We start from the raw sequence: 14,506 nt of genomic DNA on the forward strand, positions 1-14,506 counted from the left end.
GAGGTATAAAAAATGGGTAATATTCATGCAACCACGATTTTCGCAGTTAGTCACAATGGAAGCCAGGCAATGTCAGGGGATGGCCAAGTGACATTAGGTAACCAAGTAGTGATGAAGCATACCGCGAAAAAAGTTAGAAGACTTTTTAACGGTCAAGTTGTGGCAGGGTTTGCTGGCTCCGTTGCTGATGCTTTTACACTTTTTGAAATGTTTGAAGGAAAGCTTTTAGAATATAACGGAAATTTACAAAGAGCAGCAGTGGAGCTTGCTAAGCAATGGCGAGGAGATAAAATGCTACGTCAATTAGAGGCAATGCTACTAGTGATGGACAAAAATAGTTTACTACTTGTTTCCGGAACGGGCGAAGTAATTGAGCCAGATGATGGCATATTAGCTATCGGTTCTGGTGGAAATTATGCATTAGCTGCTGGTAGAGCTCTAAAGCAATATGCAGGTGAGAATATGACAGCGCAGGAAATTGCAAAAGCGGCGCTTACTACTGCTGCAGATATATGTGTATTTACAAACCATCAAATTATTGTGGAGGTATTAGGTGAATGAAGGAAGCTAACTTAACCCCAAAACAAATTACAGAGCATTTAAATAAATATATCGTTGGTCAAGACGCTGCCAAAAAAGCAGTAGCTGTTGCACTTCGAAATAGATATCGTCGACAATTATTGGATGACGAGATGAAAAATGAAGTAATTCCTAAGAATATTCTAATGATAGGGCCAACAGGAGTTGGGAAAACAGAAATCGCTCGAAGAATTGCTAAGCTTACTAAGGCACCCTTTATAAAAGTAGAGGCAACAAAATTTACTGAAGTAGGTTATGTCGGTAGAGATGTGGAGTCGATGGTAAGAGACTTAGTAGAAGCAGCAATTCGAATTGTTCGAGAGGAGAAGATGGAAGAAGTAAAAGATCAAGCGATTCGTTTGGCAAACGATGCGATCGTTAAATTACTCGTTCCTTCTTTGAAGAAAAAGAATGCTAGTTCCAATCCATTTGAAGCATTATTTGGAGGGAAAGAAGAAGAGACTACTGATATAGAAGATACAGATGTACGTTTAAAACGCTCGCAAATTGCCGAGGATTTAAGAGATGGCAAATTAGAAGATGAGTTTATCACTGTGGAGGTAGTAGAACAAGCACCTTCATTATTTGATGCTCTACAACCAGGTGGTATGGAGAGTATGGGCATGAATATGCAGGACGCCTTATCAAATCTAATGCCAAAGAAAAAGAAAAAACGAAAAATGAAAGTAAAAGATGCACGCAAAGTATTAATGCAAGAAGAAGCGAACAAACTGATAGACAAAGACGAGCTTTCTCAAATAGCAATTGAGAAAACAGAACAAACAGGTATCATATTTATCGATGAAATGGACAAAATAGCTAGTAAAAGTGGTTCTAATTCGTCTGCAGATGTATCACGAGAAGGTGTTCAACGAGATATACTTCCGATTGTAGAAGGATCTACGGTTACAACAAAATACGGTGCAGTTAAAACGGATTATATTCTTTTTATAGCAGCCGGAGCATTCCATATGGCAAAGCCATCAGATTTAATACCTGAATTACAAGGCCGTTTTCCAATTCGAGTTGAACTAGAAAAGTTGACAAAAGAAGATTTTGTCCGTATTTTAAAAGAGCCGCGCCAATCCCTGATTAAACAATATGAAGCTCTTCTGGAAACTGAAGGAGTAACAATTACTTTCTCAGAAGAATCTATTGAAAGAATTGGTGAAATCGCTTATGAAGTCAATCAGGAGACGGATAATATAGGAGCAAGACGGTTACACACAATTTTAGAAAAAATATTAGAGGACCTTTCTTACGAAGCTTCTGACATTTCGCCAGCTCATATTCAAATTACACCTGCATATATTGACGAAAAACTTGACAAAATTGTGAAAAATAGAGATTTATCTCAATTTATCTTATAAATCTTAAACAAATTAGTATCTAAAACAATTAAAAACCTTTAGAATATTAAAATAAATAAGAAAATTAACTGGAGGACTTTATTCATGAATTTATTAACTAAAACAAGAAAGATTAACTCGATGTTACAAGCATCTGCTGGTAAACCAGTAAACTTTAAAGAAATGGCAGCTACATTAAGTGAAGTAATCGAAAGTAATGCTTTCATTGTTTCGAGAAAAGGGAAATTATTAGGTTTTGAAGTACATCAACAAATTGAAAATGATCGTATGATTAAAATGATGGAAGAACGTCAATTCCCTGAACAATATACGAAGAACCTTTTCCATGTTGATGAAACATCTTCAAATTTAGATGTTTTTAGTGAGCACTCAGTGTTCCCTGAAGAGAACCGTGATTTGTTTAAAGACGGTTTAACAACAATAGTACCAATAATTGGTGGCGGAGAACGTTTAGGTACATTAATCCTTGGACGTCTTAAACAAGAGTTCCAAGATGATGATTTAATTCTAGGTGAATATGGTGCAACAGTTGTTGGTATGGAAATACTACGTGAAAAATCTGAAGAAATTGAAGAGGAAGCTCGTAGCAAAGCAGTTGTACAAATGGCTATCAATTCATTGTCTTACAGTGAATTAGAAGCAATCGAACATATTTTTGAAGAGTTAGACGGCAGTGAAGGTCTTCTAGTAGCATCTAAAATTGCTGATCGCGTCGGAATTACAAGATCTGTAATCGTTAATGCGCTTCGCAAGCTAGAGAGTGCTGGTGTAATTGAGTCAAGATCTTTAGGGATGAAGGGGACATATATTAAAGTATTAAATGATAAGTTTCTTGCAGAGTTAGCTCAGCTTAAAATGAAATAAGTAAATTACTTGAAAAATCTCTTCCGCTTAATAGTGGAAGAGATTTTTTTATAGGAGAAAAAAATCACTTCATAATAGTTGTTTTTTACTAGAAAGTTTAGAGAATTATAATTATTGACCAGGATTGACACAAAATGTCGATACTTATCAAATTAAAAGGAATATAGTCCTATTAAAATGCTGAAAATTCAATAGACACAATGTTACATAAACATTACAATGAAATTATTGTGATATTCAAAGATAATTAATAAAAAAATGTCGAATATTTATATACGTAATGAGGTGAAAGAATGAGTATATTTGGTGGAGCAATTTCAAGTTTAGAAAGAGGATTAGATTTCTCAGCGACAAAACAAAAGGCGATTGCGCAAAATATAGCAAATGTCGACACGCCGAACTATAAAGCCAAAAGTGTAAGTTTTGGGGAGTATTTATCCAATGCGAAACAATCAACTATATCAGCGCATAGAACACAGGAAAAACATATAAATTTCGAAACAAAAACTAGTTCTTCTGGTGTATTCGATTATGCAAGCTATAGATATAACCATAATGGCAATGGTGTGGACATGGATAAAGAGCAAGCAAATCTTGCGACCAATCAAATTTACTATAACGCGTTAATCGATAGAATGAGCGGTAAGTTAAATACACTACAAACTGTTATAAAAGGAGGAGGTTAATTATGTCCATATTTCATGGGATGAATACAACAGCTTCAGCATTAACAGCTCAGAGACTTAGAATGGATGTAATTTCTTCAAATATAGCGAATGTGGATACGACAAGAGCGAAGCAAGTAAACGGTGAATGGCAAGCATACAGAAGAAAATCTGTAACATTAAAGCCGTTAGAAGGTAATTTTTCCAATTTTTTAAATGTCGCTATTGGTACTTCTGATAAAAAAAATGTCGGTAATGGTGTGAAAGTTAGTAATATAAAAGAGGATACAGCAACGCCATTTAAATTAGTATTTGATCCCACTCATATTGATGCCGATGAAAATGGGTACGTAGAAATGCCCAATGTCGATCCTCTAAGAGAAATGGTTGATTTAATATCTGCAACTAGATCTTATGAGGCAAATGTAACAGTTTTTAATGCGAACAAAGCTATGTTATCTAAGGCATTAGAAATAGGAAAATAAGAAAGAAGGTGTGGTTTAAATTGCCAATAGAATCCATTTCGTTATTTAATCCTTCACAAATAACCCCAATTTCGACAACCTCAAAGGTAAGTCCAGCAGAAGCACAAGCTGATTTTGGGGATTTTTTAAAGACTGCAATTCAATCAGTAAATGAAAATCAAAAAGCCTCCGATGTAGCTACTGAAAAGCTTATAAACGGTGGGAATATTGAGTTACACGATGTTATGATTGCTTCACAGAAAGCTAGTATTACACTAAATGCAACATTAGAAATTAGAAACAAAGTAGTAGAAGCTTATCAAGAAATAATGCGTATGCAAGTGTAACCTCTCTCGGTTATCGCTAAATATCGAGCAAAAATATTCACCATAGCCGGAGGATAATAATGAATGAACGTATAAAGAAAATGACCAGCGATGTAACCACGTTTTGGAACAGTCGCACTAAAATGCAAAAGGGAACAATGATTGGAAGTTTGTTAGCAATTATTATTCTAGCTATTATTATTACAATTATGATGAATAGAACAAACTTTGTTCCGCTATATACAGACGTATCTCCGTCTGAAATTGGACGTATTAAAGAAACGTTAGATGCGCAAGGAGTGCCAAATGAAATTGCACCGGGCGGAACGTCTATCTTAGTACCAGCAGAGCAAGTTGATGCTTTGTTAGTCCAACTAGCTGCAGAAGGCTATCCACAGTCGGGAATGATTGATTATAGCTTCTTTTCTCAAAATGCTGGATTTGGTATGACAGATAATGAGTTTAATGTATTGAAACTAGCTTCCATGCAAACGGAACTTGCGAAATTGATCAAAGGTGTGGAAGGGGTAAAGGATGCTCAAGTTATGATTACTCTGCCTGAAGAAGGAGTGTTCCTTTCACAAAGCAATGAAACTGCCAGTGCAGCAATTGTTTTGAACACAGAACCTGGGTACAAATTTACGGATTCACAGATTCTATCCTTGTATAACCTAGTTTCGAAGTCAATCCCGAATCTTCCTACCGAGGAAATTAGTATTAGAAACCAATACTTAGAGTACTTTGACTTAGAACAAGCAAATGCAAACACAGCAGGTGCAAACGTCAGCGATCAAATGGCAATTAAGAAAACGATTGAACGTGATTTGCAACGTCAAGTACAAACAATGTTAGGTACTTTAATGGGGCAAGATAAAGTTGTTGTCTCTGTTACTACAGATATTGACTTCAAACAGGAAAATAGAGAAGAAAACTTAGTGGAACCTGTTGATGAAGAAAATATGGCGGGAATTGAAATTAGTGCGCAGCGTATTTCAGAAACCTTTACAGGTGAAAATCCTGTAGCAGGTGGTACTCCAACAACAGAAGATGCTACTGATAACTTTACTAACTATGTTGAAGGTTCTACATCAAACGGTGACTATGAGCGAAATGAAGACACGATTAACAGTGAAGTAAATCGTATCCGAAAAGAAATAGTTGAAAGTCCATACAAAATTAGAGATATAGGGATTCAAGTGATGGTAGAGCCTCCTAATCCTGAGGATCTAACAACTATGCCAGACGGTGTAGAGCAAGATATAGAGCAAATTCTTACAACAATTATCCGGACTTCTATTGATGAAGAAGCTGGTGGAGATTTGACAGAGGAATTATTGCAGGAAAAGATTGTCGTATCTGTACAACCGTTTAATGGTAAAGCAACTACAGTTGCAAGTACACAATCTACAATTCCTTGGTGGATCTATGTAATCGGAGGAATTTTACTTGTTGCCATCATACTTCTAGTAGTATCTTTACTTCGCTCAAGAAAAACCGATGAGGAAGAAATGTTTATTCTAGAAGAGCAACGAGAAGAGCTAAAAGTAGATGATATAAATACAGAAAAAGAAACTGAATCTACTTTAAGAAGAAAACAATTAGAAAAAATGGCGAAAGATAAGCCAGAAGAATTTGCAAAGTTATTACGTACTTGGATAGCAGAGGATTAACTTTGATTTTCATATTATGTTAAAGCCTCGGGCGGATGTCACAGATTTTAGACCAGACTCGCTGGTTACAACATCTGGATACGATTACGCCGTGTCGTAATTAATTGGGAGGACGGCTATGATTAAGAAAGAAAAAGATTTAAGTGGTAAACAAAAAGCCGCGCTCTTATTAATTTCTCTCGGACCTGAAGTGTCTGCTTCTATTTATAAACATTTAAATGAAGAAGAAATTGAGCGTTTAACTTTAGAGATTTCTGGTGTGAAAAAAGTAGAGCCTGAAATTAAAGAAGATATAATAGAAGAATTTCACAATATTGCACTAGCACAAGACTATATTTCGCAGGGTGGTATTGGATATGCGAAAACAGTTTTAGAAAAGGCTTTAGGTACTGATCATGCTCAGGCTATTATTAATCGTCTTACTTCTTCCCTACAAGTGCGACCATTTGATTTTGCCAGACGTGCCGAGCCGGCTCAACTGTTTAATTTCATACAAAATGAACATCCGCAAACTATTGCCTTGATCCTTTCTTATTTAGAGGCTCAGCAGGCTGGGATCATTCTTTCTTCATTGCCGCAGGAAGTACAAGCGGATATTGCAAAAAGAATAGCTACAATGGATTCCACCTCACCTGAAGTAATTAGTGAAATAGAGTCTGTACTGGAAAGAAAGCTATCTTCTACTGTGACGCAGGATTACACAGAAACAGGCGGTATTGATGCAGTCGTCGAAGTATTGAACGGTGTAGACCGAACAACAGAGAAAACAATATTGGATGCATTAGAAATTCAGGATCCAGAGCTTGCTGAAGAGATCAAGAAAAGAATGTTCGTATTCGAAGATATCGTTACGCTTGATAATCGCTCTATTCAACGTGTTATTCGTGACTGTGAAAACGAAGATTTACTTCTTTCAATGAAGGTTTCTAGTGAAGAGGTTAAAGATGTAATTTTCCGCAATATGTCAGTACGTATGGCCGAAACGTTCAAAGAGGAAATGGAAATTATGGGACCTGTTCGCCTTCGCGATGTTGAAGAAGCTCAATCTCGTATTGTAACTGTAATTAGAAGATTGGAAGACGCAGGCGAAATAATAATTGCTCGTGGCGGAGGAGATGACATCATTGTCTAAAATTTTCCGAAATGTATATTTGAATGAAACAAAAGAAAACTCAAAGCCCATTCAAATAAGGAATTTACATGTTCAAGAAATGATGAAAACAGACGAGCCATTGACTTTAGATGTTCTTACACAAGAACGAAATAAAATGATGGAAGAAGTAAACGAGGAGATCGCTGAGAAAAGATCTCTCTTAACTAAAGACATCGAAGAGACTAAACTATATATCGAAAGTCAGTTAAATGCTTGGGAGCAAGAGAAGGTAGCTTTTCAACAGCAAGCGTATGATGAAGGCTTTATGCAAGGTATAGAAGAAGGTCGCTTAAAAGCGCAAGCAGATATGCAAAATTCATTGAAATTAGCTAATGATGCAATGAAAACGGCACATGAAAATGCTGCAAATTACTTACAGCAACAGGAGCATGTCATTCTAGAACTAGCTATACGAACTGCAGAGAGAATCATTGCAACTAAGTTAGATGAAAATGATGACTTGTTTTTATCCATTGTTAAAAGAGGCTTAAAAGAAGCGAGAGAAATGAAAGAGATTAAACTATATGTTTCTCCGTTTTACTTTGAACTTGTTTCTAATAATAGGGAAGAACTTTCCTCCATTTTTCCGATAGATGTTCCTTTTATGATTTTTGTTGATGAAGATATGAACGATACGGATTGTTATATTGAAACGAATCATGGAAGAATTGTCGTCAGTATTGACGAGCAGGTTCAGGAATTGCGAAGTAAGTTAGTAGAAATTCTAGATAGTATGGAGTGAATGTGATGAAGGCTGTAGATTTGATTCAACAAATTTCGAACGTACCTACCTTTAAAAAATATGGTCGAGTTAGTCGAGTAGTTGGGTTAATGATTGAGTCACAAGGTCCTGAAAGTTCAGTTGGTGATGTTTGTAAAATTCACATAAACTCGACGAAATCAGGAGCCTCCATAATTCTTGCTGAAGTGGTTGGATTTAAGGAAGAAACCGTCGTATTAATGCCTTACACAAATATTAGAGAAATTTCTACAGGTTGTTTAGTCGAAGGATCAAATAATCCATTAGAGATTAAGGTCGGTCCGGAACTAATTGGAAAAGTATTAGATTCGATGGGAAACCCAATAGATGGATCTGTATTGCCTAAAGGGTTAATGACAGTGGGAACCGAGAAAGATTCCCCGAATCCATTGACAAGACCCCCTATAGAAGAACAAATCGAAGTGGGTGTAAAGGCAATAGATGGTATGCTAACGGTCGGAAAAGGCCAAAGGGTAGGTATTTTTGCTGGATCTGGAGTAGGAAAAAGCACATTACTTGGCATGATAGCTAGAAATACTAATGCAGACTTAAATGTTATTGCGCTAATTGGCGAACGTGGCAGAGAGGTTCGAGAGTTTATCGAAAGAGATTTAGGAAAAGAAGGATTGGAAAAATCCATTGTAGTAGCTGCTACGTCTGACCAACCAGCTTTGATGCGCATTAAAGGGGCTTTTACTGCTACAGCAATCGCAGAGTATTTCCGTGACAAAGGATTAAACGTCATGCTCATGATGGACTCTGTCACTCGTGTAGCAATGGCCCAGCGTGAAGTAGGTCTAGCGGTTGGAGAGCCACCAGCTACTAGAGGTTATACACCTTCCGTATTTTCTATTTTACCTAAGCTTCTAGAACGTACAGGCACAAATGAAAATGGAACAATTACAGCATTTTACACCGTATTGGTTGATGGTGACGATATGAATGAACCAATAGCCGATACAGTCCGTGGGATCTTAGACGGTCATATTGTGTTAGATCGATCCCTAGCCAATAAAGGTCAGTATCCTGCGATAAATGTTTTGAAAAGCATCAGTCGTTTGATGAATCATATTTCAGATAAAGATCATGTGAAGGCTGCAGAGAGGTTAAGAGATTTGTATTTTACGTACAATAAATCAGAAGATCTAATCAACATCGGTGCCTATAAACGTGGTACTTCTCGTGAAATTGATGAAGCGATACAGTATGAACCTTTAATAACATCTTTTCTAAAACAAGGATATTTGGATAAAGTGTCTTTAGAATCCTCCGTAGATGAATTAGTGAAATTATCAGGTGGTGTTTCATAAATGGTTGCCTATCAGTTTAAATTTGCAAAGGTTTTAACAATTCGTGAACAAGAAAAATCAGAAACCGAGTTAGCTTACAAAGAATCGGTATCGGCTTTTGAAAAAGTCGCAACTGAACTTTATAATTTGTTGAAAAAAAAAGAAGATACTGTTGACACTCAAAATAACCTTTTGACTTCAGGACTTTCCGTAGATAATATCCATCATTATTCCAATTATATTGTTGGACTTCAAAAAAGAATAGATATAGTTCAAAAAGAAGTTATCCAGGCGAGATCAAAAATGAATTGGATGGAAGAGAGACTTCTCGAAAAATCATTAGAAGTGAGAAAGTTCGAAAAGATACAAGAAAAAGACCTTGAACAGTTCCAACAAGAGCAACAAAGACTAGAAACAATTCAATTAGATGAAATATCTTCTTTGAAGTTTCAAAACAAAGAGATTAGGTGAGTAGAAGCATGGCTAAACGGAACAAACCAAATAAAAGCATTGAACAAAATAGTGGCGAAACAAAAGGTATAAGTAAAATAAAAATGTTTTTTTATTTGTTTATCATTCCTTTTTTATTTGCTTTACTTCTCTTACTAGTAATTGCTCAAATTGCTAATATTAACGTTTTTGAAAAAGCAAAAGAAATCACTGGTTTTAGCGAAGAACAGGTTTTAACAGAAGATAAAAAGACAGAGGTTCTGGAAGACCGAGTTGTTACGTTGCAGGCTGAAATCCAACAAAAAGAAGCGCAAATAGAAAAAGTTCAAACAGAGCTACAGAATTCTGCAAGTGAGAAAGAAGCTCTTCTAATAGAACAAGAACGGTTATTAGATGAAATCGCAAAGTTAACACGAGACCAAGAAAGTGCAAAACGTGATTATGCCGAAATCGTTTCTACATTTGAAAAAATGTCAGCAAAGACTGCCGCACCTGTAATTACAAAAATGAGTGATGCAGAAGCATTACGAATTTTAACAAGTCTTAAACCAGATACAGTGGCGAGCATATACGAGAAAATGACGCCAGAAGATGCTGCCAAGTATACAGAATTGATGTCGAAGCAGTAATTATAATCCATTGAGGGGAGGTGAAAAAAAGTGAAAATGGCACTGACCATTAACCCAAATATTAATGCAACTACTCAAATAAGTAGCAAAATGCAAACAAATATGAATAGCAGTCAAAAATTCGGATCTGTATTTGGTCAAATCTTATCCGGTTCACAGATTCAACCAATCTCTACACCTCAAACAAACGGTGAAGGTAATATACTGCAGGAAATGCTGGCCATCCTTAATGTAAATTCGATTGAAGAGCTTAAATCATTATTAGGCACAGATGAATTAACAGTTAGCTCTAAGGAATTAAAAGGGCTCTTAGATAAATTACTTGGTGTAGAGAGTAATAGTTCTAATTCTAATGGTGAAATAGAGTCAAATGTCTGGGATATACTTGCTGGTATAAATGAACAAGCAACTAAAATTATAGATGCGCTCATTTCTTCTGTGAAGGGACAAGGACCGAGTAGTGAAACTGATGCTAGACAAGCAGTGGAGCTATTAAAAACGGTTCAATTAATCGCAAACAAATCAGATTTAGGCATCAAAGAAGAATCTACACTTTTTGATCTCAAGCAACTACTTGTGAATATAAAGGAAACAGTAGGCAAAACACCAACAAATGATACGGCTTCCTTACCACAACTATTAAAACAACCGATTATTCAAACTCAAATGGTAGTTAAACAGCCTTCTCTATCTGTTCAGCCAGAGATTGTTACGGAAACGAAGGAAATTACTTCAAATATACAAGGCAGTACTACTACGGTTATTCAAACGAAAGTTGAAACAGTCTCGATAGCACTACCAACTGATAAGGCCGCACAGTCAGAAGAATTCATAAAAGAATTACAGAAAGTGATGAACCGTGTGCAGTTTGGATTTGCCGGCGGAGCTAACAGACTAGTTTTAAAACTATTTCCAGAGCAACTTGGTACGATTCGTATTGAATTGATTCAAAAAGACGGAATGCTTACAGCAAAAATATTAGCTTCAACAGCACTTGGCAAAGAAATGTTAGATTCAAATTCTAGTCAATTGAGACAAGGTTTTGCTGGTCAAAATATACAATTAGAGAAGCTAGAAATAACACAAGCTTTACAAGAATCTACAAGACAAGAAAAGAACCAAGATTTCCAACAATCATTTAATCAACAGCAAAAACAACAAGAAAATAGCAATGAAGAACTAGAAGAACAGTTTTCATTCCATGAATACTTAGAAGAAATGGAGGTCTAGACTGTGGCTGAAATGGCTAAAATTACCGACAGTATGTATTTATCCAATCAAGCGAAAAAAACGCCTTCGACGGGAAATAGTACATTAGGTAAGGATGCATTCTTAAAAATTCTAATGACACAGCTTCAAAATCAAGATCCAACGAAACCAATGGATGATTCACAATTCATCGCTCAAATGGCACAATTTTCTTCTTTAGAGCAAATGACAAATTTAACAGAAGCATTTAAAGAATTCGCTGCTGTGCAAGAGCAAAGTCAAATGATTGAATTCAGTAGCTTTGTTGGTAAAAACGTAAAATGGCATGAACTAACAGACAAAAAAGATGAAAATGGTAATCCGATTACAAGTGAAGGTACTGGGTCAATAACAGGTATTAAATTTATAAACGGAAAAGTTGAATTCACATTGGTAGGCGGGAAAGTTATTAACCCGGGTAATATATCCGAAGTACTTTCTGGTGGTTTAAACTCAAATTCTAATAGTTTAGTAGACGCTAGCCTGTTAATTGGTAAAACAGTTAGTTATATTCATGCTGGCACAGAGACAGAAACACCAAGTGAAACTTCAGCAACTGTTGAATCAGTGAGCAAAAAAAGTGGAAACATCGTTTATAACTTAAGTAATGGTACATCCATAACGGCAGATCAAATAACATCTATAAGTAAATAAGAACGGAGACTTGCAATGGGCAACATTTCGATAAATCGTGTTCCGCTGCAAACGACAATCCGTCAACCAATCACATCAAGCCAAGTAGCTTCACAAAAACAATCTTTCTTACAGCATTTACATGAAGCATCTGTTAGCACTGAGTTAAAGATAAGCAAGCATGCAAACCAACGCTTACAAGAAAGAAATATATATATTTCAGAAGCCGAGTGGAAAATAGTAAGTGATAAAGTTTCAGAAGCACGCTCTAAAGGTGTGAACGACTCACTAGTTTTGATGGATCAAGCAGCATTAATCGTCAGTGCAAAAAACGCCACTGTCATTACTGCGATGAATCGCACGGAAGCGAAAGACCAATTATTCACTAATATTGACGGTACCATCGTACTGAACTAAAAAAAATTATAGCAGGACCTGTATAGGATGCTATGTGCAGCCGACTGATCGAAGCTAGCACACAAATTGAAGGGAGAAAAAATTAATGATTCGCTCAATGTACTCAGGTATTTCTGGCTTAAAAAACTTCCAAACAAAATTGGATGTAATAGGTAACAACATTTCAAACGTAAACACTTACGGATTTAAAAAAGGTCGTACAGTATTTAAAGATTTAATTTCACAAACTACTGCTGGTGCTTCTGCAGCAACTGGTACTCGCGGGGGAGTTAATGCTAAACAGGTTGGTTTAGGATCACAATTAGCTGCTATTGATACAATTCATGCTGGTGGAGCATTACAATCTACAGGAAATACACTTGACTTAGCGATATCAGGGGATGGATTTTTTCAAGTAGCTGATGGTACAGGTGCCACAGCTACTGCTGGCCCAACAGGATATACAAACTATCTTTATACACGTGCTGGAAACTTCTATATGGATGAAAGTGGATATTTAGTAAATTCAGATGGTAAATTTGTAGTTGGTGTGTCTGCTGCTACCACAGGGACACCTGCTGTTTATCCGCTCGCAAGTACTGTTTTAATAACCCCAAATAACGGTAATCTTGATACTGACAATAATAGTATCCCTAATAAAATTCCTGTAACAGGTAATTCAGCTACTTACAAACCTGTTCAGATTCCTACAGACGCTCAAAGTATGAGTATTAGTCAAGATGGAACCGTAACGTTTGTAGATAAAGGCGGGGAATTAAGATGGGCAGGTCAATTAGTACTTGCTAAATTTCCTAATGCAGGTGGTTTAGAAAAAGCAGGTAATAATTATTTTAAATCTTCGCCTAACTCTGGTACGCCATTGAATGCCACTGCTACTCAAGATGGTCTTGGAACAGTAAATTCTGGTTTCCTAGAAATGTCTAACGTCGATCTTTCAGAAGAATTCACAGATATGATCGTTGCGCAACGTGGGTTCCAAGCGAACACTCGTATTATCACAACTTCTGATTCTATTTTAGAAGAGCTTATTAACTTAAAACGTTAAAATGAGTCATTCTCAGATTACTTTTTTTAAAAGTGAATCTAGTTGATTGTAGTGGAAGGCGGCGACTCCAGCGGGAACAGCACGAGCTGAAAGCCCCGCAGGAACGTAGTGACGAGGAGATTGAAGCCGTGCCCGCGGAAAGCGTCCGCCTGAAACGGAAATCAACCTTGTTGGGATTTCCCTATTTAATATGCTTTTATGAAAATGATTCAATCTATTAAACTTTAAACTTATTGCAAGGGAGGGTTGGGCCGTTCCTTAAAAGGCCCGGCCCTTCATAATGATTAATCTAACTCGTTTAAACGGCAAGGAGTTTTCGTTAAATGCTCTATACATAGAGACTGTGGAGTCTTTCCCAGATACAACGATTACACTCACAAATGGTCATAAATATGTAGCGTTGGAATCAAGGGAAGAAGTATACTTCAAAATTTCTCAGTTTTACAAAGAAATACATATATTATCTAACCCCCATATAAGAGGTGAACAAGATGAAGAGTAAAAACAAACTATTAACCATTATGCTTATCATTTTAGTTTCGATTACGTTGGTAGGTGTAGTCGCTTTATTAATAGTAATGCAGTTAAATAAAACAGATGAGTCCGAAGAACCTACCATTGATCAAATTATTGAATCCTCTGTAGACATACCGGAAATAACTACTAACTTAGCTGCCAACAAATTTATCCGTATATCATTAAAGGTTCAAACGGATAGTGTAAAGGCTGCAGAGGAGTTAACGAAAAGGGATTTCCAAGTAAAAAATATAGTTATTACAGAGCTTTCAGAAATGACTCCTGAAGACTTAAGCGGTAAAGAGGGTAAAGCGATGTTTGAATCTGCATTAAAAACAAAAATAGGTGAGCTAATGGATAGTGGAGAAATTCAACAAGTTTATATAACTTCTTATATTATTCAATAAAGTAATTTTTTTAAGATGGAG

General features: G+C 36.3%; 18 protein-coding genes. All 18 read left to right on the forward strand.

Going from position 1 to position 14,506, the window contains the following annotated elements; translation table 11 throughout:
* Positions 1–12 precede the first annotated feature (12 nt).
* The 18 genes from hslV to fliL all read left to right on the forward strand — a co-directional run bounded on the left by hslV (position 13) and on the right by fliL (position 14,485).
* Positions 13–561 carry an ATP-dependent protease subunit HslV gene (gene hslV / locus BLR36_RS02495; protein ID WP_093060085.1) on the forward strand — a complete coding sequence of 183 codons (549 nt, stop codon included), beginning with the start codon at positions 13–15 and terminating at the stop codon, positions 559–561.
* Entirely contained in the window at positions 558–1,949 is a 1,392-nt protein-coding gene (hslU, locus tag BLR36_RS02500; RefSeq protein WP_093060087.1) for an HslU--HslV peptidase ATPase subunit, read from the forward strand. The genes hslV and hslU overlap by 4 nt, the downstream gene beginning before the upstream one ends.
* 84 nt (positions 1,950–2,033) lie before the next feature.
* Complete coding sequence (gene codY, locus BLR36_RS02505) at positions 2,034–2,813, forward strand: GTP-sensing pleiotropic transcriptional regulator CodY (RefSeq protein WP_093060089.1); 780 nt, start codon at positions 2,034–2,036, stop codon at positions 2,811–2,813.
* Between the two features lie 293 nt (positions 2,814–3,106).
* Positions 3,107–3,499 (forward strand): flagellar basal body rod protein FlgB, encoded by a 393-nt coding sequence (gene flgB, locus BLR36_RS02510; protein WP_093060091.1) that lies wholly within the window; start codon positions 3,107–3,109, stop codon positions 3,497–3,499.
* A gap of 2 nt (positions 3,500–3,501) precedes the next feature.
* Positions 3,502–3,963 carry a flagellar basal body rod protein FlgC gene (gene flgC, locus BLR36_RS02515; RefSeq protein ID WP_093060093.1) on the forward strand — a complete coding sequence of 154 codons (462 nt, stop codon included), beginning with the start codon at positions 3,502–3,504 and terminating at the stop codon, positions 3,961–3,963.
* 20 nt (positions 3,964–3,983) lie between these two features.
* A complete protein-coding gene (gene fliE / locus BLR36_RS02520; RefSeq protein ID WP_093060095.1) occupies positions 3,984–4,289 on the forward strand; it encodes a flagellar hook-basal body complex protein FliE in 306 nt (101 codons plus the stop codon).
* Positions 4,290–4,348: 59 nt separating this feature from the next.
* A complete protein-coding gene (gene fliF / locus BLR36_RS02525) occupies positions 4,349–5,938 on the forward strand; it encodes a flagellar basal-body MS-ring/collar protein FliF (protein WP_093060097.1) in 1,590 nt (529 codons plus the stop codon).
* A 118-nt stretch (positions 5,939–6,056) separates the two neighbouring features.
* Complete coding sequence (gene fliG / locus BLR36_RS02530; protein WP_093060099.1) at positions 6,057–7,070, forward strand: flagellar motor switch protein FliG; 1,014 nt, start codon at positions 6,057–6,059, stop codon at positions 7,068–7,070.
* Complete coding sequence (gene fliH / locus BLR36_RS02535) at positions 7,054–7,833, forward strand: flagellar assembly protein FliH (RefSeq protein WP_175453946.1); 780 nt, start codon at positions 7,054–7,056, stop codon at positions 7,831–7,833. The genes fliG and fliH overlap by 17 nt, the downstream gene beginning before the upstream one ends.
* Positions 7,834–7,838: 5 nt before the next feature.
* Positions 7,839–9,161: a flagellar protein export ATPase FliI gene (fliI, locus tag BLR36_RS02540; protein ID WP_093060103.1), complete on the forward strand. Its 1,323-nt coding sequence runs from the start codon at positions 7,839–7,841 to the stop codon at positions 9,159–9,161.
* Positions 9,162–9,611 (forward strand): flagellar export protein FliJ, encoded by a 450-nt coding sequence (gene fliJ / locus BLR36_RS02545; RefSeq protein WP_093060105.1) that lies wholly within the window; start codon positions 9,162–9,164, stop codon positions 9,609–9,611.
* A gap of 8 nt (positions 9,612–9,619) precedes the next feature.
* Complete coding sequence (locus tag BLR36_RS02550) at positions 9,620–10,219, forward strand: MotE family protein (protein ID WP_093060107.1); 600 nt, start codon at positions 9,620–9,622, stop codon at positions 10,217–10,219.
* Between the two features lie 36 nt (positions 10,220–10,255).
* Positions 10,256–11,449 (forward strand): flagellar hook-length control protein FliK, encoded by a 1,194-nt coding sequence (locus tag BLR36_RS02555; protein ID WP_254771316.1) that lies wholly within the window; start codon positions 10,256–10,258, stop codon positions 11,447–11,449.
* A gap of 12 nt (positions 11,450–11,461) precedes the next feature.
* A complete protein-coding gene (flgD, locus tag BLR36_RS02560) occupies positions 11,462–12,121 on the forward strand; it encodes a flagellar hook assembly protein FlgD (protein ID WP_093060278.1) in 660 nt (219 codons plus the stop codon).
* A 15-nt stretch (positions 12,122–12,136) separates the two neighbouring features.
* Positions 12,137–12,517: a TIGR02530 family flagellar biosynthesis protein gene (locus BLR36_RS02565; protein ID WP_093060111.1), complete on the forward strand. Its 381-nt coding sequence runs from the start codon at positions 12,137–12,139 to the stop codon at positions 12,515–12,517.
* Positions 12,518–12,602: 85 nt separating this feature from the next.
* A complete protein-coding gene (flgG, locus tag BLR36_RS02570) occupies positions 12,603–13,562 on the forward strand; it encodes a flagellar basal body rod protein FlgG (protein WP_093060113.1) in 960 nt (319 codons plus the stop codon).
* 280 nt (positions 13,563–13,842) lie between these two features.
* Positions 13,843–14,064 (forward strand): flagellar FlbD family protein, encoded by a 222-nt coding sequence (locus tag BLR36_RS02575; RefSeq protein ID WP_093060115.1) that lies wholly within the window; start codon positions 13,843–13,845, stop codon positions 14,062–14,064.
* A complete protein-coding gene (fliL, locus tag BLR36_RS02580; protein ID WP_093060117.1) occupies positions 14,054–14,485 on the forward strand; it encodes a flagellar basal body-associated protein FliL in 432 nt (143 codons plus the stop codon). Before BLR36_RS02575 ends, fliL begins: the two co-directional genes overlap by 11 nt.
* The last annotated feature ends 21 nt before the right edge of the window (positions 14,486–14,506 follow it).

It is taken from the genome of Psychrobacillus sp. OK028 (genome assembly GCF_900103605.1).
Taxonomy (GTDB): Bacteria; Bacillota; Bacilli; order Bacillales_A; family Planococcaceae; genus Psychrobacillus.

What these genes read in the sequence shown, in the direction of transcription:
- hslV (WP_093060085.1), top strand. Translation starts at nt 13, where the DNA reads ATGGGTAATATTCATGCAACCACGATTTTCGCAGTTAGTCACAATGGA.
- hslU (WP_093060087.1), top strand. Translation starts at nt 558, where the DNA reads ATGAAGGAAGCTAACTTAACCCCAAAACAAATTACAGAGCATTTAAAT.
- codY (WP_093060089.1), top strand. Translation starts at nt 2,034, where the DNA reads ATGAATTTATTAACTAAAACAAGAAAGATTAACTCGATGTTACAAGCA.
- flgB (WP_093060091.1), top strand. Translation starts at nt 3,107, where the DNA reads ATGAGTATATTTGGTGGAGCAATTTCAAGTTTAGAAAGAGGATTAGAT.
- flgC (WP_093060093.1), top strand. Translation starts at nt 3,502, where the DNA reads ATGTCCATATTTCATGGGATGAATACAACAGCTTCAGCATTAACAGCT.
- fliF (WP_093060097.1), top strand. Translation starts at nt 4,349, where the DNA reads ATGAATGAACGTATAAAGAAAATGACCAGCGATGTAACCACGTTTTGG.
- fliG (WP_093060099.1), top strand. Translation starts at nt 6,057, where the DNA reads ATGATTAAGAAAGAAAAAGATTTAAGTGGTAAACAAAAAGCCGCGCTC.
- fliH (WP_175453946.1), top strand. Translation starts at nt 7,054, where the DNA reads ATGACATCATTGTCTAAAATTTTCCGAAATGTATATTTGAATGAAACA.
- fliI (WP_093060103.1), top strand. Translation starts at nt 7,839, where the DNA reads ATGAAGGCTGTAGATTTGATTCAACAAATTTCGAACGTACCTACCTTT.
- fliJ (WP_093060105.1), top strand. Translation starts at nt 9,162, where the DNA reads ATGGTTGCCTATCAGTTTAAATTTGCAAAGGTTTTAACAATTCGTGAA.
- BLR36_RS02550 (WP_093060107.1), top strand. Translation starts at nt 9,620, where the DNA reads ATGGCTAAACGGAACAAACCAAATAAAAGCATTGAACAAAATAGTGGC.
- BLR36_RS02555 (WP_254771316.1), top strand. Translation starts at nt 10,256, where the DNA reads ATGGCACTGACCATTAACCCAAATATTAATGCAACTACTCAAATAAGT.
- flgD (WP_093060278.1), top strand. Translation starts at nt 11,462, where the DNA reads ATGGCTAAAATTACCGACAGTATGTATTTATCCAATCAAGCGAAAAAA.
- BLR36_RS02565 (WP_093060111.1), top strand. Translation starts at nt 12,137, where the DNA reads ATGGGCAACATTTCGATAAATCGTGTTCCGCTGCAAACGACAATCCGT.
- flgG (WP_093060113.1), top strand. Translation starts at nt 12,603, where the DNA reads ATGATTCGCTCAATGTACTCAGGTATTTCTGGCTTAAAAAACTTCCAA.
- BLR36_RS02575 (WP_093060115.1), top strand. Translation starts at nt 13,843, where the DNA reads ATGATTAATCTAACTCGTTTAAACGGCAAGGAGTTTTCGTTAAATGCT.
- fliL (WP_093060117.1), top strand. Translation starts at nt 14,054, where the DNA reads ATGAAGAGTAAAAACAAACTATTAACCATTATGCTTATCATTTTAGTT.